The sequence below is a fragment of the Bacillus hominis genome (genome assembly GCF_018332515.1).
GTDB lineage: Bacteria > Bacillota > Bacilli > Bacillales > Bacillaceae_G > Bacillus_A > Bacillus_A hominis.
In genome coordinates, this window is sequence record NZ_BOQD01000190.1 from 1 (window position 1) to 22,316 (window position 22,316).

31 protein-coding genes and 1 pseudogene are annotated in these 22,316 nt (G+C 35.4%); 20 read left to right on the top strand and 12 right to left on the bottom strand.

What is annotated here, in order from left to right; all coding sequences use genetic code 11:
* Positions 1-106: 106 nt before the first annotated feature.
* Positions 107-802: a helix-turn-helix transcriptional regulator gene (locus KI356_RS18390; protein WP_002122506.1), complete on the bottom strand. Its 696-nt coding sequence runs from the start codon at positions 800-802 to the stop codon at positions 107-109.
* Between the two features lie 205 nt (positions 803-1,007).
* Here KI356_RS18390 and comGA point away from each other — a divergent pair, with 205 nt between their 5' ends.
* From comGA to KI356_RS18440, 10 genes are all read left to right on the top strand, one after another.
* A complete protein-coding gene (gene comGA / locus KI356_RS18395; protein WP_128280953.1) occupies positions 1,008-2,051 on the top strand; it encodes a competence type IV pilus ATPase ComGA in 1,044 nt (347 codons plus the stop codon).
* Positions 2,038-3,075: a competence type IV pilus assembly protein ComGB gene (gene comGB, locus KI356_RS18400; RefSeq protein ID WP_274388391.1), complete on the top strand. Its 1,038-nt coding sequence runs from the start codon at positions 2,038-2,040 to the stop codon at positions 3,073-3,075. Before comGA ends, comGB begins: the two co-directional genes overlap by 14 nt.
* 11 nt (positions 3,076-3,086) lie before the next feature.
* Positions 3,087-3,386 (top strand): competence type IV pilus major pilin ComGC, encoded by a 300-nt coding sequence (gene comGC / locus KI356_RS18405; protein WP_212936094.1) that lies wholly within the window; start codon positions 3,087-3,089, stop codon positions 3,384-3,386.
* Positions 3,383-3,838, top strand: a complete 456-nt coding sequence (gene comGD, locus KI356_RS18410) for a competence type IV pilus minor pilin ComGD (RefSeq protein WP_212936095.1) — start codon at positions 3,383-3,385, stop codon at positions 3,836-3,838. Before comGC ends, comGD begins: the two co-directional genes overlap by 4 nt.
* Entirely contained in the window at positions 3,831-4,127 is a 297-nt protein-coding gene (locus KI356_RS18415; protein ID WP_128281310.1) for a type II secretion system protein, read from the top strand. Before comGD ends, KI356_RS18415 begins: the two co-directional genes overlap by 8 nt.
* Positions 4,111-4,572 carry a competence type IV pilus minor pilin ComGF gene (comGF, locus tag KI356_RS18420; RefSeq protein WP_212936096.1) on the top strand — a complete coding sequence of 154 codons (462 nt, stop codon included), beginning with the start codon at positions 4,111-4,113 and terminating at the stop codon, positions 4,570-4,572. Before KI356_RS18415 ends, comGF begins: the two co-directional genes overlap by 17 nt.
* Positions 4,569-4,940 (top strand): competence type IV pilus minor pilin ComGG, encoded by a 372-nt coding sequence (comGG, locus tag KI356_RS18425; RefSeq protein WP_212936097.1) that lies wholly within the window; start codon positions 4,569-4,571, stop codon positions 4,938-4,940. Before comGF ends, comGG begins: the two co-directional genes overlap by 4 nt.
* A 173-nt stretch (positions 4,941-5,113) precedes the next feature.
* On the top strand, positions 5,114-5,764 hold the full coding sequence (locus KI356_RS18430; RefSeq protein WP_212936098.1) for a 2OG-Fe(II) oxygenase: 651 nt from the start codon (positions 5,114-5,116) through the stop codon (positions 5,762-5,764).
* 121 nt (positions 5,765-5,885) lie between these two features.
* Positions 5,886-6,383 carry a shikimate kinase gene (locus tag KI356_RS18435; protein ID WP_212936099.1) on the top strand — a complete coding sequence of 166 codons (498 nt, stop codon included), beginning with the start codon at positions 5,886-5,888 and terminating at the stop codon, positions 6,381-6,383.
* Between the two features lie 38 nt (positions 6,384-6,421).
* Entirely contained in the window at positions 6,422-6,622 is a 201-nt protein-coding gene (locus KI356_RS18440) for a YqzE family protein (RefSeq protein WP_002015009.1), read from the top strand.
* 66 nt (positions 6,623-6,688) lie between these two features.
* Here KI356_RS18440 and KI356_RS18445 read toward each other — a convergent pair whose 3' ends face one another.
* On the bottom strand, positions 6,689-7,321 hold the full coding sequence (locus tag KI356_RS18445; protein WP_128280960.1) for a VC0807 family protein: 633 nt from the start codon (positions 7,319-7,321) through the stop codon (positions 6,689-6,691).
* A gap of 129 nt (positions 7,322-7,450) precedes the next feature.
* Positions 7,451-7,568 (bottom strand): annotated as a pseudogene (locus tag KI356_RS18450) (GTP pyrophosphokinase).
* A 73-nt stretch (positions 7,569-7,641) separates the two neighbouring features.
* Here KI356_RS18450 and KI356_RS18455 point away from each other — a divergent pair.
* Positions 7,642-7,869: a hypothetical protein gene (locus tag KI356_RS18455; protein WP_000032701.1), complete on the top strand. Its 228-nt coding sequence runs from the start codon at positions 7,642-7,644 to the stop codon at positions 7,867-7,869.
* Positions 7,870-7,966: 97 nt separating this feature from the next.
* Positions 7,967-8,098, top strand: a complete 132-nt coding sequence (locus KI356_RS28420; RefSeq protein WP_002122492.1) for a hypothetical protein — start codon at positions 7,967-7,969, stop codon at positions 8,096-8,098.
* Between the two features lie 51 nt (positions 8,099-8,149).
* Here the strand turns inward: KI356_RS28420 and KI356_RS18460 are convergent, their stop codons facing one another.
* Entirely contained in the window at positions 8,150-8,944 is a 795-nt protein-coding gene (locus tag KI356_RS18460) for a YqhG family protein (protein WP_002088611.1), read from the bottom strand.
* Positions 8,931-10,613, bottom strand: a complete 1,683-nt coding sequence (locus tag KI356_RS18465; RefSeq protein WP_128280961.1) for a DEAD/DEAH box helicase — start codon at positions 10,611-10,613, stop codon at positions 8,931-8,933. Before KI356_RS18465 ends, KI356_RS18460 begins: the two co-directional genes overlap by 14 nt.
* Positions 10,614-11,153: 540 nt before the next feature.
* Between KI356_RS18465 and gcvT the strand changes: the two genes are divergently transcribed.
* From gcvT to KI356_RS18495, 6 genes are all read left to right on the top strand, one after another.
* Positions 11,154-12,254 carry a glycine cleavage system aminomethyltransferase GcvT gene (gene gcvT, locus KI356_RS18470; protein ID WP_002122489.1) on the top strand — a complete coding sequence of 367 codons (1,101 nt, stop codon included), beginning with the start codon at positions 11,154-11,156 and terminating at the stop codon, positions 12,252-12,254.
* A 20-nt stretch (positions 12,255-12,274) separates the two neighbouring features.
* Entirely contained in the window at positions 12,275-13,618 is a 1,344-nt protein-coding gene (gcvPA, locus tag KI356_RS18475; protein ID WP_088059992.1) for an aminomethyl-transferring glycine dehydrogenase subunit 1, read from the top strand.
* Positions 13,615-15,090: an aminomethyl-transferring glycine dehydrogenase subunit 2 gene (gene gcvPB / locus KI356_RS18480; RefSeq protein ID WP_002122485.1), complete on the top strand. Its 1,476-nt coding sequence runs from the start codon at positions 13,615-13,617 to the stop codon at positions 15,088-15,090. Before gcvPA ends, gcvPB begins: the two co-directional genes overlap by 4 nt.
* 266 nt (positions 15,091-15,356) lie before the next feature.
* Positions 15,357-15,581, top strand: a complete 225-nt coding sequence (locus KI356_RS18485; RefSeq protein ID WP_000542261.1) for a DUF3929 domain-containing protein — start codon at positions 15,357-15,359, stop codon at positions 15,579-15,581.
* Between the two features lie 70 nt (positions 15,582-15,651).
* Entirely contained in the window at positions 15,652-15,843 is a 192-nt protein-coding gene (locus tag KI356_RS18490; protein WP_002088608.1) for a hypothetical protein, read from the top strand.
* Positions 15,844-16,136: 293 nt separating this feature from the next.
* Positions 16,137-16,322, top strand: coding sequence for a hypothetical protein (locus tag KI356_RS18495; protein ID WP_128280963.1), 186 nt, complete (start codon positions 16,137-16,139; stop codon positions 16,320-16,322).
* 66 nt (positions 16,323-16,388) lie between these two features.
* Here KI356_RS18495 and KI356_RS18500 read toward each other — a convergent pair whose 3' ends face one another.
* The 5 genes from KI356_RS18500 to KI356_RS18520 all read right to left on the bottom strand — a co-directional run bounded on the left by KI356_RS18500 (position 16,389) and on the right by KI356_RS18520 (position 19,044).
* Positions 16,389-16,652, bottom strand: a complete 264-nt coding sequence (locus tag KI356_RS18500) for a DUF3975 family protein (RefSeq protein WP_212936100.1) — start codon at positions 16,650-16,652, stop codon at positions 16,389-16,391.
* 15 nt (positions 16,653-16,667) lie between these two features.
* Positions 16,668-16,982: a DMT family transporter gene (locus KI356_RS18505; RefSeq protein ID WP_105584530.1), complete on the bottom strand. Its 315-nt coding sequence runs from the start codon at positions 16,980-16,982 to the stop codon at positions 16,668-16,670.
* Position 16,983: 1 nt separating this feature from the next.
* Positions 16,984-17,316, bottom strand: a complete 333-nt coding sequence (locus KI356_RS18510) for a DMT family transporter (protein WP_002199376.1) — start codon at positions 17,314-17,316, stop codon at positions 16,984-16,986.
* A 71-nt stretch (positions 17,317-17,387) separates the two neighbouring features.
* Entirely contained in the window at positions 17,388-17,969 is a 582-nt protein-coding gene (locus tag KI356_RS18515; protein ID WP_002122480.1) for a TetR/AcrR family transcriptional regulator, read from the bottom strand.
* A 97-nt stretch (positions 17,970-18,066) separates the two neighbouring features.
* The gene (locus KI356_RS18520) at positions 18,067-19,044 is read right to left on the bottom strand and encodes a LacI family DNA-binding transcriptional regulator (RefSeq protein ID WP_212936101.1); all 978 of its coding nucleotides are present in this window, start codon (positions 19,042-19,044) and stop codon (positions 18,067-18,069) included.
* 316 nt (positions 19,045-19,360) lie between these two features.
* Here KI356_RS18520 and KI356_RS18525 point away from each other — a divergent pair, with 316 nt between their 5' ends.
* Entirely contained in the window at positions 19,361-19,897 is a 537-nt protein-coding gene (locus tag KI356_RS18525; protein WP_002122477.1) for a hypothetical protein, read from the top strand.
* Between the two features lie 37 nt (positions 19,898-19,934).
* Here the strand turns inward: KI356_RS18525 and KI356_RS18530 are convergent, their stop codons facing one another.
* A complete protein-coding gene (locus tag KI356_RS18530) occupies positions 19,935-20,318 on the bottom strand; it encodes a rhodanese-like domain-containing protein (protein ID WP_002122476.1) in 384 nt (127 codons plus the stop codon).
* 170 nt (positions 20,319-20,488) lie between these two features.
* Between KI356_RS18530 and KI356_RS18535 the strand changes: the two genes are divergently transcribed.
* Positions 20,489-21,325: a lipoate--protein ligase family protein gene (locus KI356_RS18535; RefSeq protein ID WP_088059986.1), complete on the top strand. Its 837-nt coding sequence runs from the start codon at positions 20,489-20,491 to the stop codon at positions 21,323-21,325.
* A gap of 28 nt (positions 21,326-21,353) precedes the next feature.
* Here the strand turns inward: KI356_RS18535 and KI356_RS18540 are convergent, their stop codons facing one another.
* Entirely contained in the window at positions 21,354-22,193 is an 840-nt protein-coding gene (locus tag KI356_RS18540; protein WP_128280966.1) for a hypothetical protein, read from the bottom strand.
* Positions 22,194-22,316: the final 123 nt, after the last annotated feature.

Consider the following 22,316-nt stretch of genomic DNA (forward strand, 5'->3'; position numbering starts at 1 on the left):
ACCTCAAAATTCGGCAAATGCGAGGAAGTTAGGTGGGAGATAACTGCCCGTAAAAGCCCGATTGGTTCAACTAATAATCAGTGGGGGAAGAACACCCCCCCACTGATTAAAGTTTCACTTTATAGTTACAAGATTTGCATCCATCTAGTAGACTATCGTTTCGTGTTAATTCCACGTTCGGGAATAGGATTTCAAAAATCCCCTTCATCATATCTCCGTGCATATTACAAATCTCAGTCGGATGATGCGCAGCAACTTCTTTAAATGGGCAATTGTGTACATCATAGAAAATTTTTGTACCATCCGTACTTAATTCAAAAGCAGGAGATAAACCAGCTGTTGAGAATGCTTCTTTTGCGATTTGCATTTTTTGTTCTATTGTTAATGCTTCTGCACTTACATTTAAGCGATGCATATGTTGTTGCATTAATTCTTTGCCGAATTGTTTCCCTGTTTCATATAGCGCTTTTTCACCAGCGCTACCTAAGCTTAGCAGTGAATTAAATGCTATCTTCGCTAATAATTGATAATCACGAAATGGAAATTGTAACTGGATGACATCTTGAGACAAGACGTATAGTCTGCTTGGTCTTCCACCTTTCCCAGTTTTTTTTGTTTCTGATTTGAGCATATTAACATCTTCTAATTTAGATAAATGTAAACGCGCCACGTTTGGATGAATGTCAAACTCATCTGCAATTTCTTGTACAGTTACGTAATTATGTTTTTGCGAAATATATTTATAAATATAATAACGAGTAGGGTCAGATAATACACCTGTAATTTTTAAAGCTTGTTCCATGAGGATCTCCACCTTTATCACTTTATCCAAGATATTAACATTATAATACAGATAAACTGACATATAGGTAATTTCAGACAATAATTCGGAAATTGTTCATAATTTCACAAACATATTTTTCCTTTTTATCCTAGTGAAAATACAAAAGTCCTAATTTTTCTTTTCCAGTTCTTCATGATATATACATGGTGAGGAGGGAAATTTGATGAACGGTATCGAGCTTTTTGCGAATACGATTATGAAAGAAGCTTGTGGGGTGCAAGCATCAGACTTACATATTGTGCCCAGGCAGAAGGATGTGGCAATTCAATTACGTATAGGAAAAGATTTAATTACGAAACGGTGTATTGAAAAGGAATTTGGAAAAAAGCTTGTTTCGCACTTTAAGTTTTTAGCATCAATGGATATAGGAGAGAGGAGAAAACCTCAAAATGGTTCGTTGTACTTACAAATTGATGGACAAGAAGTGTATTTACGCCTTTCAACACTTCCAACAGTATATCAAGAAAGTCTCGTTATTCGCCTCCATTTACAAGCATTTGTTCAGCCGTTGTCTCATCTTTCGTTATTTCCAAGTTCAGCGGAAAAATTACTCTCTTTTTTAAAGCATTCTCATGGATTACTCGTATTTACTGGGCCGACTGGTTCTGGAAAAACAACAACAATGTATGCGTTATTAGAAGTAGCTAGAAAAGGAGAAACACGTCGTATTGTTACTCTGGAAGATCCAGTTGAGAGAAGAAAAGACGGTTTATTACAAATTCAAATAAATGAAAAAGCAGGTATCACATATGAGACAGGATTAAAGGCTATTTTGCGTCACGATCCAGATATTATTTTAGTTGGCGAAATTCGTGATGAAGAAACAGCAAAAGTAGCTGTAAGGGCCAGTTTGACGGGACATTTAGTGATGACAACCTTGCATACAAATGATGCGAAAGGAGCGATACTACGATTTATGGATTATGGTATTACAAGGCAAGAAATTGAACAGTCATTATTAGCTGTAGCTGCTCAGCGACTCGTTGAATTAAAATGTCCATTTTGCAGAGGGAAGTGTTCAACTTTATGTAAATCAATGAGGCAAGTAAGGCAGGCGAGTATTTATGAACTGTTATATGGATATGAATTAAAACAAGCGATTAAAGAAGCAAGCGGAGAACATGTTACGTATCAGTATGAAACATTGGAAGCATCAGTGCGAAAAGGGTATGCTTTAGGCTTTTTAGAAGAAGATGTTTATGTTTAAGAGAAAATGGAGCTTAAGTGATCAAGTAGTATTATGGAAAAGATTAAGTGATTTATTAGAGAAAGGTTACTCACTTTTACAGGCATTAGAATTTTTGCAGTTTCAACTACCATTAGGGAAGAAATTACAGTTACAGCGTATGATCGAGGGATTGAAAAATGGACAAAGTTTGCACGCTTCTTTTCACCAATTAATGTTTCATCCAGAGGTGCTAAGTTATTTGTTTTATGCAGAGCGACACGGTGACATTTCTTTTGCTTTGCAACAAGGGAGTGTACTTCTTTACAAGAAGGATAAATATAGGAAAGATATGATGAAAGTAATGCGATATCCTATGTTTTTATCATTTTTTTTAATGATTATGCTTTCTGTTTTTAACCTCATTTTATTGCCTCAGTTTGAAATGATGTATAGTTCTTTACGTTCTACAGCACCACCACTTACGGAGCAAATTTTAGTTGCAATTAAATTATTACCCTACTTCATTTATATCATTTTTCTTATCGTAATAACGAGCTTTAGTTTATATATATTTTATTTCCGAAAACTTCCGCCTACTCAAAAGGTAAAGATTATGATCCGTATTCCCCTTATGAAAACATTTCTTATTTTAAATCATTCGCATTATTTTTCCGCTCAATTAAGTGGTTTATTACACGGTGGATTGTCGGTACACGAAGCGTTAACAATAATGATGAAGCAAAAGTATCACCCGTTCTTTCAGTATGAAGCAGCCCGAATTGAGCGGCAATTAATTGCAGGAGAACCGTTGCAATCTATTATTGATAAAAGCGGTTATTACGAAAAAGAACTTTCTTATATCATTACGCATGGACAAGCAAACGGTAATTTAGCAAATGAGCTTGGTGATTACAGTGAGCTCATTATTGAAAAGGTAGAACAAAAAATTAAACGTATGTTATTTGTGATTCAACCTATTTTATTTACATGTCTTGGGGTTATAGTCATTCTGATGTATTTAGCGATGATTATGCCGATGTTTCAAATGATGAATTCTATTTAGGGGGCATTTACATGCATAATGAGGAGGGTTTTACTCTTTTAGAAATGTTATTAGTTATGGTTGTCATAACTGTATTATTACTATTAATTATTCCAAATGTAGTTACACAGCGCACATCCGTCCAAGGAAAAGGATGTGCAGCCTATGTGAAATCTATAGAAGCACAAATACAGGTATACCAATTACAGCATAATAAAATTCCATCGTTAAAAGAGCTAAGTGATGAGAAATATATTACAGCTGATAAGTGTCCGAATGGTGAATCCATTCATATTTCAAATGATGGCACGGTATCAGCCGGGAAATCGTGAAGCAAAAAGGTTTTACGCTTTTAGAAATGCTACTTGTATTATTTGCTATTTCTGTACTGAGTGTTGTTACGCATTTTAACGTTACTTCATTACATGAAAAACAAAAAAATGAGCAGTTTTTGAAACAGTTTTCAACTGATATTTTGTATATGCAGCAGTTAGCGATTAAGCATCAAAAACATTATACGTTACGCTGGTTTAAAGAGAAACATATGTATTATATTTCGGAATCGGAGACGGACTTTTTAATTGCTAAGAGAGAATATGATAAAGATGTCCAAATTGATTTGCATACCTTTCCAAATCCAATGACATATAATCCGAGCGGAAATATTAATAGAGGTGGTACGATTTTACTTTCCTATCGGGGGTATAAATATGAGGTTGTATTTCAACTTGGAAGAGGGAGATTTACGTATCGTGAAGTGTCAAAAAGGATCAGTAATGGTTGAAATGGTTGTAGCGTTAAGTTTAATAATGATGGCAGTATCGTTACTGCTCCCGCAAACACTATTAATTATGCAAGAAAGAAAAAATATAAAAATGAGCTATAAAGCATTAATATTATTAAAAAAAGAAGCGGTCTTATTTAAGTATGAGAATGAGGAAAAGCAAGTAAAAGAGCAAGTCATAAAAGGAATTGTATATTACACATATTGGAGAGGAGATGAAGTTTGTACGATGTGGAAAGATATGAGAGGAAAAGCGATGGAGCAATGCCTTTATGCAGAGAAAAGATAAAAAGGAAGTGGGATTTACATTGATAGAAATGATTGTATGTTTGTTTCTTTTATCAATGTTCTTTTTACTTTTACCACGTCTTCATATTATGGGGATAGAAAATACACATTCAAAAGGATTAAATGATTGGGAGTGGGATGTGTTTTTGGGACAAATGCAATTAGAGTTTCGTGAAGTATCAAGTGGGAGGAAGATAGCACTAGAAAATGGTGAGAATATTTTACGCTTCCAGCTTCGTAATGGTGATCAGGTGACGTATGAAAAAGTGAATAGTAATTTAATAAGAAAAGTAAATATGCGCGGAAGGGAATTTATATTACAAAGGATTGAAGCGATTTCGTATAAATTAACACCTCATTTGCTATATATATATGTGAAAGATATAAGTGGTGAAATATATGAAGGCGTGGCTGTGCGCTATAGTGAAATTGAGATAGAAACATGAGAAAACAAGGTGGATTTGCAATGCCAGGAACAATTATTTTTCTTATTTTACTCATTTCTTTTTTGATGTACGAAACAAATATGTTACTTTCGGATAAAAAATTTTATTCTGAAATAGAGCAAAGTTTTTTCATGGAGGAACTCGTTAATCGAGCGATTTCAGATATAAAAAGAGACCTACAGCAAAAAGAAAAAGAGGATGTTTTTTTATTTCAGTATGAAAGAGGAGAAGTGAGTGGAAAGTACGTCTTTGAAAATGATGGTATTATCATTTCGCTGCAATGTGTTACAAAACAGAGAGTTTTTTACACAGGGAGCTTTCGCTATAGGAAACAGGATAATAAAATATTGGATTGGGTAGAAGGATAATGTGTAAAACAAGCGGGAGAGAACCATTAATTCCTATTGTGGATTGAGTCAATTTCTTTGTGGAAAGGGATAAAAGCGACGATCAAAAGTTTAAATTTTCTCAAAAAAGAGAAAGGTAGAAAGAATATGATATATTCATGCTATCCAATCATTTTTTCTAGGGAGATAAGGAAATGACAAATAACAATCAAATAGGTGAAAATAAAGAACAAACTATTTTTGATCATAAAGGAAATGCGATTATGACAGAGGATAGGGAAATACAAATTATTTCAAAATTCGAAGAACCTCTTATTGTCGTATTAGGAAATGTATTAAGTAATGAAGAATGCGACGAATTAATTGAATTGTCTAAAAATAAAATGGAGCGTTCTAAAGTTGGTTCATCACGTAATGTAAATGATATTCGAACGAGTAGCGGTGCATTTTTGGAAGAGAATGAACTAACGTCGAAGATTGAAAAACGAATTTCATCTATCACGAATGTTCCTGTAGCACATGGAGAAGGATTGCACATTTTAAATTATGAAGTGGATCAAGAATATAAAGCGCACTATGATTATTTTGCGGAACATAGTAGATCAGCTGCTAATAATCGTATCAGTACTCTTGTGATGTACTTAAATGATGTAGAAGAAGGCGGGGAAACGTTCTTCCCGAAATTAAATCTTTCTGTACACCCTAGAAAGGGAATGGCAGTATACTTTGAGTATTTTTATCAAGATCAATCACTAAATGAGCTTACGTTACATGGAGGAGCACCTGTAACGAAAGGTGAGAAATGGATTGCAACGCAGTGGGTGAGAAGAGGTACTTATAAGTAAAAGTGAGTATATTACGTTTTGTTCTTCATTTTATAAGAAGAACAAAACGTTTTTTTGATTAAATAAAGTAATATCTTTCGTTATAATAACAAATAACAACGGATGATTGAGAGGAACGAAAATGAAATCTATATACATAACCGGCTATATGGGAGCCGGGAAAACAACAATTGGAAAAGCGTTAAGTAAAGAACTTCAAATGGATGTTGTAGATACAGATCAAAAAATCGAAGAGCAGAAAGAGAAGGCAATTCGAAATATTTTTGCAGAAGAAGGCGAAATGGTTTTTCGGGAATATGAAAGTGAAATGTTACGTTCACTACCGGTTCAAAATGTAATTATTACAACTGGTGGAGGGATTATTGAACGAGAGGAAAATCGAAAGTGGATGAAGGAAAATGGAACTGTTGTGTATTTATATTGTGATCCACATGTAATTGCAAAAAGGCTTCGTGAAGATACGACACGTCCACTATTTCAGAAGAAAGATATAGATGCATTTGTAACGAAATTTGAATCGCGCCGAGCTTATTATGAAGAGGCTGATATTCATATCGATACGACAAATAAGTCAGTAAAGCAAATTATGAATGAATTAAAGCAAAAGATTAATGAATAAAAAAGTGGACATACTAATCAAGTAGAGGTGATGATAATATGTCTACTAATGATTATGTACGCTTTGTGACACAGCAATTTGTGTCATATATGGATGCTCCAAAAGAGGATCGAAAACAACAGAAACAACAACGTCGTGCGGAGAAAGAGCCATTCTTAAATAAATGGTTTGGTGTTATGCCACTGAGCGCTGCTTTGTTTTATCGAAATGTAAAAAATAAAAGAAAAAAATCAAGCTAACTTTTTCGTAATATGTCTAGCAAAATAAAAATCCCCTAGTAGCATCATATACTAGGGGATTTTTATTTACTGCACGGATTCTTTTTCCTCAGTAACTGCATGTATTTTATTGTTTACCCAGACAAATCCAATTCCTATACAAATAGAAATCCCCCAGCCAACAGCGGTCATAATAGCTCTCATTTCACCATATCCATCTACACCGAAAACAGAGATGAAATAGATTTTCAAGAAACTTTTTAATATAAATTGAAGACCGAAAAATAGTGTTAAATATTGCAGTGCTGGATATATGCGACTATCCCGGTAAAGCTCACGACTTTTATCGCGGTCATGACCTTGCAACGCTGCGATGTCCGCAGCGAAATATAACATAATTGGTTTTTTTATAAAGATTGTACATATAACGATGCAGCCAAGTACGATATGATAATATGCATCATTCCATAGCATTCGTTCCGCTGATCCAGATATTAAGTCTACCACTGTATTAGAAATAAGTGTAATTAAAATAAAGAACCCTGTAACGTTAAACTGTTTTTCTTTTTTAAAGGTATACAGTGTATAAATAATCCCCGGAACAGAGGAAATTAACATTGCGTAATAAGGATCGATATAAGGTTTTGCAAATTTCCAAATGAGGAATGGGAATACGAGATAAAAGACAAGATCTAATATAGCTTTTTTATTTTGATTCATACATGGCCTCCTTAAGTCATACATATATTTTATAATATAATTTCTGAAAATTGTATAAGGTTTAATGAAAAAAAAGAAAAGTAGATGATTAGTAGATTTGAAAAATTGCCCCTAGCGTAGTAAGTTTTTTTAGTATATAATAAAGGAAACGCTTTCATTTTTTGGTTTGTTCACAAAATGGACGGAAAATCACATATTTACTATCGATATGTTGCTTTATAATGAAACTAATTAAATATACATGCATACAATATTGTGAAATAAATAACATAAATAATCTATATAAATGTAAACGTTATCAAAAGAGAGAGGTGGAGACAATGAGTAAATTTTTCTTCAATCATAATCCAGCAACAGTAGAGGATGGAAGGCTTGTTAAATATGCTGAAATTATTTATGGAGAAGGTGGCCGTTCTGTATTAGAAAATTTAATGGTGAAGGCATCTATCAGATTGCGTGATCGGTATCCGAATAAATCTGACGAGCAGATCTCGAACCTCGTAAATAAAGGCATCCATGATATGTTTCAAAAATACGTGAATGAGTAGGAGTAGCTAATTGCTACTCTTATTTTTTTGTATAAGGATTGTACTTTTAGCTGAAAATAAAGGTGCATTTTGAAGTGTGTAAAAAGGAGGGGAAAAGATGAGTAATGGAATTGGGCGTTCAAAAGAAAACCTTCCAACTGATGCAAATCATGTAAGTGCGAAGGACCGTGCATATCAAAAACGTATGACAGAGAAAAAACAAAAAGAGCGTAATGACGATAGAGAATAGGGTGGAAAAACAATTTAAAGAAAGCTCCTTCTACAGTTGAAGGAGCTTTCTTTAAGATAAAAAATGATTTGCGGTAACATAAAAGAGACCGCCATTTATAATTTGTATTGTAATGCGTGGTTCGTATTGTTCTTGTAATGCTTGCTTTTCAATTTCATAGCTTTCTGGAAGTTCATCACTATCTTCGTAAAAGCGATTTAAAAGGTCTAAATCGTGATTCCAACGCACTCTCGCTTCTTTTGCCCACGTGTGGTCATCTTCAGCGATTATACTTTTTAAAGCATCCTCTATACGTTGTAAGCCACTTTGTGGCTTAATAATAGGTGAGAGCGTAAAACAAAAATCAGGTATTTTCGGTGTGAGTTTGATTTCTGCTAAAGTGTCATGAAAGTTTGCAATCATTGTCCCAGAAATAAGATGAATACCGATGGAATGAAGTATGTCTTTTTTTCGGTCGCATTGATAAGATACTTTTATATTTACACCAAGCCAAGGATGAAGGGGGGTATGAGTTGCCCCGCTATGTTTCACTTCCTCATATAAACGTATGTATGAACCTAGTTCTTTTGTCGTTTCAAATATTTGATGCAAACGTGGTGAACCGTAATGAATAAGTTCACCGTCGTTTTCTTCGTTTTCCGGATTTGTAATAAGAGTAAGGCGCATCGGGTTCGGAACGCCTCCTGTTTTTTCGAGATAGTGCCAATAGAAAGGGCGATTCATTAATAATTTATCCATTTCAATTGTTAACTGCACGTCTAATAGGTGAGGGGAACGTTCTAAAATTTCGCAGTTATTCGCCTCAAAAAAGTTGTATAAGTAATTATGAATTTCATTTTGCTGCATAGTCCTGCACCTCTGCTTCATTGCGCTTCGCAAAATCGATAATAGATGTTAAATTTTCCATCTTGATTCGAATTTCACCTTCGCTTTTTGACTGCGCGAAAATCTCTTGAATATGCGCATCAATATTTTTCATGTTGATTCTCGTTAAAATTTCATCGAGTTCACCGATTACACGTTCAAATAAATTAATTTTTTCATACAGTAGTTTTAAAATGTGTTCTTCAACAGTATGCTTTGTTGCTAAGTTATAAATATGAACATCATTTTTTTGTCCAAGACGGTGAATACGTCCAATCCTTTGCTCGAGTCGCATTGGATTCCACGGTAAGTCGTAATTAATCATATGGCTACAAAATTGTAAGTTAATTCCTTCACCACCAGCTTCGGTTGCAATTAATACTTGGGCATGATTTTGGAAAAGCTCCTTCATCCAATCTTTTTTCCCGCGCTTAAATCCACCGCGAAATGGGACAGAGGAAATGCCATGTTGTTGTAAGAACCATTGTAAATACATTTGCGAAGCTCTATATTCAGTGAAAATAATGACTTTATCGTCAACTTCTTTTATAAGCTCTAGTGCTTTATTTGCTTTGGAGTTGAACGGAATATGATTAATTTTATCCATCAGCACATCAATATGTGGGTCCTTTATGTAATGCTCATTTTCTTTCTGCCTTTTTTCTACATGTTTTTTTAATGAATAGTAAACAGCTTCACGACTACTACATGCTTCTCGTTTTAAAGTTAAGGATGAGAAAGCAGATGTGAAGGCATTTTGTCCACGCCAATTTTCAATTTCATTATACAAAGCTTGTTCTTCTTCATTAAATTCAACGAAGATTGTTCGTACATGCCTCTTAGGCCAATCAATGCCAGTGTTATGGCGTCTATTTCGAACCATTACTTTATTGATAAGAGCTTTTAAATCTTCATCGGATTCAGCGGAACGATTTTTTGAAGCGTAATACTCTTCAAAATTAGATTGATTACCTAAATGACCTGGTTTTAATAAAGAAACGAGGTTGAAGATTTCATCAATTTTATTTTGAACAGGAGTTGCAGTTAGTAATAAACAAAACTTCTTTTTTAATCGCTGTGCAAATTCATAGTTTTTTGTTTTATTATTTTTTAGTTTATGTGCTTCATCGATAATAATAAGGTCATACTCTAGGTTTAAAACGATATCGCGATGCGGTGAACGTTTCGCAGTATCGATTGATGAAACGATGACATCAGCTTGTTCCCAAGAATAACTTTTCTTTTGAGCGACCGCAGGAATAAAAAATTTTGTGTTTAGTTCATACGCCCACTGAGATACGAGAGAAGCTGGAACGAGAATGAGTACCTTTTTTACAAGTCCTCGAACCATATATTCTTTTAAAATAAGTCCAGCTTCAATCGTTTTTCCAAGTCCGACTTCGTCTGCTAGAATCGCTTTACCATTCATTTGTTCAATGACATTTTGAGCGACCTCTAATTGATGTGGAAGCGGCGTAAAATGTGATAAATGTTTCGGTGCTTGCAATCCATCAAAAGTAGGGACGAGCAATGATTTCTCTGTTTTATAAGCTAAATGATATAAATCCCAATTTGTCCAAGGACCATCTTCATCAACTCTTTTTAAAAAATTGTTTTGCCACGTTCGATCTACGGAAATATCGACATTCATTAAGACTCTCCCACCTTTTATAAACTAAAGTGATTATTTAAAAAATCTTTATTATAAGCCTCGTAATAAGGCACTATCACAATTACTAAAAGTTAAAGAATAAGCAATGATAAAGTGAAACTTTAATCAGTGGGGAGGGTTCATCCCCACTGATTATTAGCCCGCACCAATCGGGCATTTACGGGCAGTTATCTCCCACCTAACTTCCTCGCATTCGCTGAATTTTGAGGAGGGAGTCTTACTGCCAGTTAATGCGAGATAAAGGGCTAAATCCCAAAAGTTATATTTAATAAGATTAAGAATAAAAAATTCTAAATTATTTTTTATGCTAGAATATTGATGAAATATAGCGAATGATGTTAGGATAATGGTGTGAAATGTGTGGAATCTTTCGTATTTTATCCAAGAAAGTAACTTTTTATTTACGCTTTCATAAAAAAACATACTGAGATTCCGTATAACCTTATCTTTTCAGAATGAAAATGTTTAGATATGGGAAGCAACTTTTATTGATTTGTCAGAGCATAAGGGGGAAAGAGCATGATTACATTACAACGTACACCGTTATTTGATGTATACGCGAAGTATGGTGGGAAAACAATCGACTTTGGTGGCTGGGAATTACCAGTTCAATTTTCAAGCATTAAAGAAGAACACGAAGCTGTACGTACAGCGGCAGGTTTGTTCGATGTGTCTCATATGGGAGAAGTTGAGGTAAAAGGTGTAGATAGTTTAGCATTTTTACAACGTGTTGTTACAAATGACGTATCTACCTTAAAGGTAGGAGGCGCACAATATACAGCTATGTGCTACGAAAATGGTGGTACAGTAGATGATTTATTAATCTACAAACGTGGTGAAGAAGACTATTTATTAGTAATCAATGCATCAAATATCGAGAAAGATTACGAATGGTTAGCAAGTCATGTAATTGGCGATGCGAAAGTAGTCAATGTTTCTAGTGAAGTTGCGCAGCTTGCAATTCAAGGACCAAAAGCAGAAGGCATTTTACAAAAAGTTGTGTCAGAAGATTTGAAAGAAATTAAGTTCTTTAAATTTAAAAACGATATTCTTGTAGATGGAATTCCTGCACTTGTATCTCGTACAGGCTATACAGGTGAAGACGGATTCGAAATTTACTGTAAGAGTGAAGATGCTGCAAAACTTTGGGAGAAACTTCTTGAAGTTGGAGCAGAAGAGGGTTTAAAGGCATGTGGTTTAGGTGCTCGTGATACACTTCGCTTTGAAGCAACACTTCCGCTATACGGACAAGAATTATCAAAAGATATTACACCGATTGAAGCGGGAATTGGCTTTGCGGTAAAACCAAATAAAGAAGCAGATTTCTTTGGAAAAGAAACGTTAAAAGAGCAAAAAGAAAACGGTGCATCTCGTAAATTAGTCGGCATCGAAGTAATCGAACGCGGTATTCCTCGTACGCATTACCCTGTATTTATAGGTGAAGAAAAAATCGGGGAAGTAACGAGCGGTACACAATCTCCAACGTTAAAGAAAAGCATTGGTTTAGCACTAATTGATGTAAAATACGCAGCAGTTGATACAGAAGTAGAAATTGAAATTCGTAATAAACGCGTCAAAGCAGTAGTTGTTCCAACACCATTTTATAAACGTTCAAAGTAACGGGGAGAGGGGTAGATTTCATGTTGCATCGTTATCTTCCAATGACAGAAGAAGACAAAAAAGAAATGTTACAAACGATCGGCGTTCAAACGATCGATGAATTATTCTCTGATATTCCAGAGAGTGTTCGTTTTAAAGGGGATTTAAAAATTAAAGAAGCAAAATCAGAGCCAGAGCTTTTAAAAGAGTTATCTCAAATGGCTAGTAAAAATGCTAATTTAAAAGAATACGCTTCTTTCTTAGGAGCAGGTGTATACGATCATTACGCTCCAGTAATTGTTGATCATGTTATTTCTCGTTCAGAATTTTATACAGCTTACACACCATACCAACCGGAAATTTCACAAGGGGAATTACAAGCAATTTTTGAATTCCAAACAATGATTTGTGAATTAACAGGAATGGACGTAGCAAACTCTTCTATGTATGACGGAGGTACAGCTTTAGCTGAAGCGGCAATGCTAGCAGCTGGTCATACACGCAAAAAGAAAATTCTTGTGTCTAATGCAGTTCATCCAGAATCAAGAGCGGTACTTGAAACATATGCAAAAGGTCAAAATCTTGAAGTTGTTGAAATTGATCATAAAGACGGTGTAACAGATTTAGACGTATTACAAAGCGAAGTAGATGATACAGTTGCTTGCGTAATCGTTCAATATCCAAACTTCTTCGGACAAGTTGAAAAGTTAGCTGATATCGAAAAAATCGTTCATCAACAAAAATCATTATTTATCGTTTCTTCAAATCCATTATCATTAGGCGCATTAACACCGCCAGGAAAATTTGGTGCTGATATTGTAATCGGTGATGCACAGCCATTTGGTATCCCAACGCAGTTTGGTGGACCTCATTGTGGTTACTTTGCAACAACGAAAGCATTTATGCGTAAAATTCCAGGACGTCTTGTCGGACAAACTGTAGATTCAGATGGTAAACGTGGATTTGTATTAACGTTACAAGCACGTGAACAGCATATTCGCCGTGATAAAGCGACGTCTAACATTTGTTCAAACCAAGCGTTAAATGCATTAGCAGCTTCTGTTGCAATGACTGCACTTGGAAAACAAGGTGTGAAAGAAATGGCACGTCAAAATATTTCTAAAGCACAATATGCAAAACGTCAATTCGAAGCGAAAGGCTTCACTGTAACGTTCGCTGGACCATTCTTTAATGAATTTGTTGTAGATTGTAAACGTCCAGTTAAAGAAATAAATGATGTATTAATACAAAAGAATATTATCGGTGGTTACGACCTAGGCCGTGATTATAAAGAGCATGAAAACCATATGCTTGTAGCAGTAACTGAGCTTCGTACAAAAGAGGAAATTGACACACTTGTAAACGAAATGGGGGCTATCCAATGAAGAACCAAGACCAAGCACTTATTTTTGAAGTGACTAAAGAAGGACGCGTAGGATACAGCTTACCCAAATTAGATGTAGAAGAAGTGAAACTAGAAGATGTATTTGAGAGCGATTATATTCGAGTAGAAGATGCAGAGCTACCGGAAGTATCTGAACTTGACATTATGCGCCACTATACAGCACTTTCAAACCGTAACCACGGTGTGGATTCTGGATTCTATCCACTTGGATCTTGTACGATGAAATATAATCCGAAAATTAATGAAAACGTAGCTCGTTTCGCAGGATTTGCAAATATTCATCCACTTCAAGATGAAAAGACAGTGCAAGGTGCAATGGAATTAATGTACGACTTACAAGAGCATTTAATTGAAATTACAGGTATGGATACTGTTACATTACAACCAGCAGCTGGTGCACACGGAGAATGGACAGGTTTAATGTTAATTCGTGCATACCATGAAGCAAATGGCGACTTTAACCGTACGAAAGTAATTGTTCCTGACTCTGCTCACGGAACAAATCCGGCGTCTGCAACAGTAGCTGGTTTTGAAACAATTACGGTAAAATCAAATGAACATGGTCTTGTTGACTTAGATGATTTAAAACGTGTTGTAAATGAAGAAACAGCAGCACTTATGTTAACAAATCCAAATACATTAGGCCTATTCGAAGAAAATATTTTAGAAATGGCAGAAATCGTCCATAACGCAGGCGGTAAATTATACTATGATGGTGCAAACTTAAATGCGGTATTAAGCCAAGCACGCCCAGGAGATATGGGATTTGACGTTGTGCATTTAAACCTTCATAAAACATTTACAGGTCCGCATGGCGGCGGTGGCCCAGGTTCTGGTCCAGTAGGTGTGAAAGCTGATTTAATTCCGTACTTACCAAAACCGATTTTAGAGAAAACGGAAAATGGTTATCACTTCAACTATGATCGTCCAGAAGCAATTGGGCGTGTGAAACCATTCTATGGTAACTTCGGAATTAACGTTCGTGCATACACATATATTCGTTCTATGGGTCCAGATGGACTACGTGCAGTAACTGAGTATGCTGTATTAAATGCGAACTATATGATGAGAAGATTAGCACCATTCTATGATCTTCCGTTCGACAGACATTGTAAGCATGAATTTGTATTATCAGGTCGTCGTCAAAAGAAACTTGGTGTACGTACATTAGATATTGCAAAACGTCTGCTTGATTTCGGTTACCATCCACCAACAATTTACTTCCCATTAAATGTGGAAGAATGTATTATGATTGAACCAACAGAAACAGAATCAAAAGAAACATTAGATGGTTTCATTGATAAAATGATTCAAATTGCTAAAGAGGTAGAAGAAAATCCAGAAGTTGTACAAGAAGCGCCACATACAACGGTAATTAAACGTTTGGATGAAACATTGGCTGCTCGTAAACCAGTTTTACGTTATGAAAAGCTAGCACCTGTACAAGTGTGATTGGAATAAAAAGAACTCGCTACATGCGGGTTCTTTTTTTTTTTGCAACATTGGTGCGGATAGAATGAAAAAAATGTTAAAAATTTTTATTTTTTGTTTCATATTGTTGTAAAGATGCAGTTTTATAGGTGGTTTTGTTGAAAAAGTCGGTTTGATAAAAGTATTTATTTTTGTTAGAATTTTATTGAAATTAAGAAGATGTGATGAGGTAGAAATTACCCATTTTTATGTATATGTGAAAAAACGAGCAAGGTGGGGGTGGAAGCATGGGATATCGATGTTATAGAATGGTATACCATTTAGAAAATGGAGAAACAATTAAAGATATAAAAGAATTTTGTTACAGAGACCAAGGGAAAGTACTAGAAAGAGTAGCGCACCGTGTAATGGATAATAGAGAAGTGACAGCGATTGATAAACAAGGAACAATCATTTCAATAGCGTGTGAGGACATTGTAAAGGTAGAACTTGATTACATAACAGAAAGTTAACCTTGAGTCATATCGAATTATTCGATAAAATATACTGTTGAATGGTGAAGTGAGAAGAGAGGAGTTTATCATGGGTAATACAAGACACTTTTATATGTTTATTTTAGCGTTTGTTCTTGTTGTGGCATTAACGATTTATTTAATTGTTGATAGCAGCTGGTACAATACGGTTCATCCGGCATTCCTTCTTTTTATGTATGTAGGAATTGCGGTTGTTAGTTTCGGAATGAGAGACGAAATGTTAGATCGCTTTGAAAAGTGATACATATACGAAAGACCAACAGGAAAATGTTGGTCTTTTTTTCTTGCCAAAGAATTTTAAAAGGCACCTTCTTTAATAACGACAATACGAGAGCAGTAGTTTATAAAAAGAAATGTTATTTGGCACATCTTTTGGAGTATGTAATATAAAGCTGAACACGATAACGAAAATGAGAAAGAGAAAAAATAAAAATAGGATCTGTTTATGTATAGAATTTTGCATATGATCTACTCCTTTTTTAGGTAGTATGTCCAAAAGGAGGGAGGGTATGAAAAATTTTAGGAGGGAGAATGATGAATAAAAGAAAATGGTTATATAGAATAGGAGTACTTTTAGTTTCAATCGGTCTCATATTAGCAAACTTTTATTCGGATATACCACCGCTATTTCCTAATTTGCATAAAGGGATTGGTATAAGTGTTGTCATAGCTGGTCTGCTTTGTCTGATCGCATCAAATTTCTATAGAAAATCTGAATGAATATAAAGTGAAACTTTAATCAGTGGGGGTCTTACTGCCCGTTAATGCGGGATAAAAAAAGGACAGTTACTCTTTTTCAGAAGAACTGTCCTTTGTAAATAACTTATTCCATAGCTTGGCGATACTCCATATAATCACGATAGTAATGGAGGCGATAATTGACCAAGCGATAGATGCAATTTCAAGTGCCATGTTAGGAAGGAATGTAAGAATGGATAATACTTTATGAAACAACCATTCTATTATATGAAAACTTATTTGCAATAGAATGACGATCCCAAGTGTGATCCATGTTAAGATTTGTTTTCCTTTTTCTTTTTCTTTCCACATGACATTCACCTCACGTTAGCCTAATAGTTTTAAGCCAACAGCACCGCATAGAATGCAGCTTAAGAAGGCAAGGCGGCGCCAATCTGCTGATTCGCGGAAAATAAGAATACCTAGAAGTGCACTTCCAGCAGTTCCGATTCCAGTCCAAATCGCGTAAGCAGTTCCCATCGGTAATGTGTCCATCGCAAGGGATAAGAAGAAGAAGCTTACGCCGAAGTTAGCGATTAAAATAACTTTTGGTGCCCAGCCTTTCTTTTCAGTGGCTACTTTCATAAAGAGTACACCAATAATTTCACAAATACCAGCTAGAATTAAAAATACCCAAGCCATTTTATGCGGCCTCCTTCGCTTCTTTTTCTTCTGTTACTCGTTTTAAGCCGATTACTCCGAAGAAGATTAAACCGATTAATAATACTTTTACAATAGAGAATGGTTCTCCGAAAATGAAAATCTCTGTCAGAACGATTCCGCCTGCACCGATTCCTGTAAAGACTGCGTACACAGTACCAACAGGTAAATCTTTATAAGCTCTAAATAATAAGACGAAACTTACTGTAATTAATAGAGCGACACCTATCCACTCAAGTGGTGTCTCCGCGTGTTTTAGTCCAATCACCCAAAAAATTTCAATAATACCAGCTAAGATTACATAAATCCATGCCATATGTCAGTTCTCCTTCCTACCAGTCGTTAGGTAAAGGGCTTAAAAACGACGCATTGCAAAGGAGCAATCCGTCAGTTTGAAAGTCCGCGCCAAAATACTTTCCAAGAAGCGTCTAAACGAGTCTCAAAGCGATTTAAACCTGCGTACAATAGTTCAACCATAAGACCGTCAAGTAAGCATAGAAAAGCTTCTAAAGCGTCTTTTATTTCAATGTTATGCAGTTCATCTTGTTCGCTTGCTCTTTTAAACACAGGGAATAAGAGTTTTCCGACGTTTTCGATGTGTGTATTCGCTTTATCAATAATCTGTTCGCGAAATGCATCCGGCGGAAAATAAGAAGTTCGTAACCAAAACATTGATTCTTCACTTTCACCAAATCGTTTTGCATAGCCTTTTAACAAATGTAAGAGCAATTCTTCAGTGGACGAATTTGAAAAGTTTTCGATATCGTCTGTGAAGCTCTGCAAATCTTTTTGAAGAGCTGATTCTAAGCATGTAAAATATAGCTCTTCTTTTCCTTTAAAGTGTGCGTAAATCGATGGTTTTTTAATCCCAACTTCTTGAGCAATATTTGCTAATGAGGTTCCTTCATAGCCGTAGCGTGCGAAATGAGAAAGTGCTACAGCTTTAATGCGGTTTGCTGTCATTTTCATCCCCTACCTACCGTTCGTTAGGTTTATTATATGAGATGAAAAATATAAAGTCAATAGGTGAGAGTTTAAAAAAGGGCGCTATAATTAACGCTCCTTTTTAAATCGTTTTTCGCTCAATTAAATGGAATGACAGTTCTTCTGCGCTTCCAATAATTTTCTCACTTTGCATTTGATTATGGAATAAAGAAAAAGCACGAGATCCCATCGTAAGACCGGGGTGTTCAATAGTTGAAATTTCTAATGCTTTTGAAATTTCATGGTTATCAAATCCAAGGATAGCGAGGTCTTCAGGTATGCGAATGCCATGTTTTCTCGCCTCTGTTAATAAACCAGCAGCTACTTGATCGTTCGCTGTAAAAATAGCGGTTGGACGATTTTTCATGTTTAAAATACGATGAAGTATTTTTGCCCCGTCCTGCATCGTATAACATTGATGAAAAATCCAATCAGGGTGCACTGTTTTTCCTTCGTGACGAAGAGTATCGGCGAAAGCTTTTTCACGCTCGATTGAATTAACACTTGTTTTTCTTGCTAAACAAATGCCGATTTTTTCATGACCTTTACTGAGTAAATAGGAAGTACCGAGACGGAATCCTTCATAATGATCTACAAAGACAGATGAAATGAGGGGATGTTTCATTTTTTCACATGAAATAATGGGGGCAAATTTTGCGAACGGTTCAATTTGTTCCCATGAATTCGTTCGAGAGCAGATAATCATCCCGTCAAATTGTTTCATTTTCATCATTTCAAGAACGCGAATTTCCTCAATACTATCGTAATTCGTTTGGCATAAATTAATATGATATCCAGCTAATAATGCTTCGTTTCCGATTCCTTCAATAATAGTGCTAAAGTACGGAAGATTAATGAAAGGCAGTATAACACCAATTGTATATGTTTTGCCTTTTATTAAATGGACAGCATTAATATTTTTTGCATAGTTCAATTCTTCAACTGCATCTAGAACACGCTTACGTTTTTCTTCTTTTACGTAAGGGTGATTATTAAGGACACGGGAAACTGTTGATATGGATACACCAGCAGTTTTTGCAATCTGTTTTATATTGGCCATATGTATCACCTCTTTACTTAATTATAAGGGGAAAATAATAAGAATGAAAAAAACTTGACCTGAAAAGCTTTTCACAACCTATGTTATAAACATGACTTTTGTTATTCGCGTAACCTTTTTATTTGGGCGTAAGAGTAGCGGGGTCTTTTTTGTATGTCTACAAATAATTTTTGTCAAAATGTGTGGGAATAACGTGGAAAGTTTTCGAAGGAGGCGTTTCATAACGAGGCGAATAGAAGAGAGTATAAACGCTTCGCTCGTTAAGAGAGCGGTATGAAAGGGCGGAAACAAATTGAAAAAAGGAATCATTTGTTTCGTGTTTTCTAGTGTAATACTTAGCTCATGTTCATTTCAGCAAACGATGCAAGAAGAAAAAACATTTGTAGGAACAACAGGAGGGGCTAAGGACCGTGTTACTGATCCCATTCCGCTAAAGGAACTTCCGAAATATTTTCCGGCGAAGTTTAAAGTTCCAACGTTTTTACCTTATGACATTACGAGTGATGTGAAGGGAGAGGTAAGAACGATGGGAAAGAAGAATTCTGTCGTAACGATTAAATATAAGCAACAAGAGAAAGGAAGGAACGACTATATAGAATTAACAGTGGCAAACTTTTCTTACAGTTTTCCATACCTCGTAGAAGAGAATCGATTTCAAGAACAAATGAAATTGAATAATGGAGCACCTGCTTATTTTAAAAATAAGGATGATTACGAGCGAGGGGACGAATTTGCTACGCTTATATGGAAAGAGAAGGGGATTGAATATCAGCTATTATATCGTAATGTAGATGAGAAAGATGAAGATGTGATTAAACAAAATCTACTGTACATTGCGAACAATATGGAATAAAAAAACTAGCTGCACCGTGCAGCTAGTTTTTTGTATGTTATTTCTTTTTAATTTTGCCTGACCAAGATTTAAATCCACCTTTTAATTGGTAGAAATCTTTGTAGCCTTGTTTTTTTAAGTATTGAGCTGCACGACCTGTACGGAATCCGCTTTGGCAATATAAATAAACAGGTTGATCTTGGCGAAGTTCTTTGTAGCGAAGGCGAATTTGTGATAATGGAATGTTACGTGCACCTAAAATATGTCCCGCATTAAATTCATCTGCTTCGCGAATATCGATAAGCTGTGCTTTACGGTAGCCAGCGCGAAATTCTTCTTCTGAAAGTGTTTTAATTAATTTTTTCTGATAGAAATACATCCATACAGTGTAGCCGATGAATGCTGCAATTGCGGCTAGTATAATAATCAAGTTTGTTGACACGATTCTATCGCTCCCTTTTTTCTTATCCTACTTTCAATATTATAATGCCCATATGTATTTATGCAACAGATTCATTTGTATATAAGAAGAAATTTCGTATTCTTTCACAAATTTTGTCGAATTTGGTAGACTAGAGAATGTGAAAAATAATTGGTTATATGAGGTGTAGGATGGGAAAAGAAAAATGGTGTTATATTAACTCTGGTCAATGTTCACCAGCGTTTAATATGGCGTTAGATGAATGTTTATTAAATTGGCAAAGTGAAAAGAAAATGCCACCAACAATTCGTTTTTATGAATGGGAAGTACCAACATTAACAGTCGGGTATTTCCAGCGTGTTGAAAAAGATATAAATATGGATGTAGTTAACGAAAAGAAATATGGATTCGTTCGTCGTCAAACAGGCGGCAGGGGTGTACTACATGACAAAGAATTAACGTACAGTGTTATTGTGTCTGAAGATCATCCAAATATGCCAAAAACAGTTACAGAAGCATACCGCGTTATTTCGCAAGGCTTATTAGACGGTTTTAAGGCATTAGGATTAGAAGCGTATTATGCAGTTCCGAAAACAGAAGCGGATCGTGAGAATTTAAAAAATCCGCGTTCAGGAGTATGTTTTGATGCACCATCTTGGTATGAAATTGTAGTTGAAGGAAGAAAAATCGCAGGTAGTGCTCAAACACGTCAAAAAGGTGTTATCTTACAGCACGGTTCTATTCCGTTAGAAATAGATTTAGATGAGTTATACGATCTATTTTTATTCCCGAATGAACGTGTAAAAGAGCGTATGAAAAACATGTTTTCTTCTAAAGCGGTAGCGATTAATGATTTGACAGACCGTACATTTACGATTGAACAGCTAATTAAAGCGTTTGAAACTGGATTTGAAAAAGGTTTAGATATAGAGCTTGTACCGTATGAACTAACAGAAGAACAGCTTCATGAAGTTCAAACTTTAGCAAAAGAGAAGTATGAAAGTAATGAATGGAATTATAAAAAATAAGGAGATGGCGACCGCCATCTCCTTATTTTTATAGTAAATTAAGTACTTTTTCTACTTTGATTCCTTTATCTTGTAAAGAACGAAGGCGATTTACAACGTCCATAATTTCTTTGTCGAATGTAACGCTAATACCTTGGCTTTGTAGCTCTTTTTTTAATCCTTCAATAGAATCATCTATGTCGATGCCAAGCTCGTAATCTTGACAAACCTCAATTGTCTTTTTCACAAGTTTAACATAATTTTCTTGTAGTTTTGTATTTGTTTCAGTCAAAGCAGGTTGCTTCGGTTTTGCAGGAGCGACCGGTGCTGTCTCTTGCTTTGTAACTGGAGTTGGTACTGCTTTTTTCACAGGTGCTGGAGTAGATAGTTCCACAGCTGCTTCCACACTTACTGGCTTCGGCGTTGGTACCGGAGTAGGTTTAGGTGCTACAGGTGTTTCTATTCGCGTAACAGGTTTTGGAGCAGCTGTAACTGCTTTTGGAGCTTCTACAACTACTTCTTTTTTCGGAGTAGCTTCTACAACAGTTTCTTCTTGCTCAGCAGCTTCTTTATTTTCTTTGCTCCACATAACGCGTTCAACTTCTAGAGAAACATTGTTTTTGTTCATCGCTGTTAATGTAACTTTACCAACTTCAGCGTTCCCAGTGAAATCAACAATTTTATAAATAACACTCTTGTTCCAATCCACGTTTCCGCTCAAAAATAATTCTTCGTTACATTTCGGCGTTAAGCCCTCGATTTTAATTTCTGCGTTTACACCGTTTTCACTATATACCATAATTAGCGAAGCATTTACATCTTCGTCTGCTAACATTAGTTCACGTACCATTTTGCCGGTGCGTACTTGCGTTTTCTTCTTAACTGACATCTAATTTCTCCTCTCAAAAATTCAGTAATAATAAAAAAATCGTATAACGAAAAATAATTGCTCACGAAGATTTATGATACCGATAATAAAAGCATCACGTCAACAATTAACTTTAATTATTTT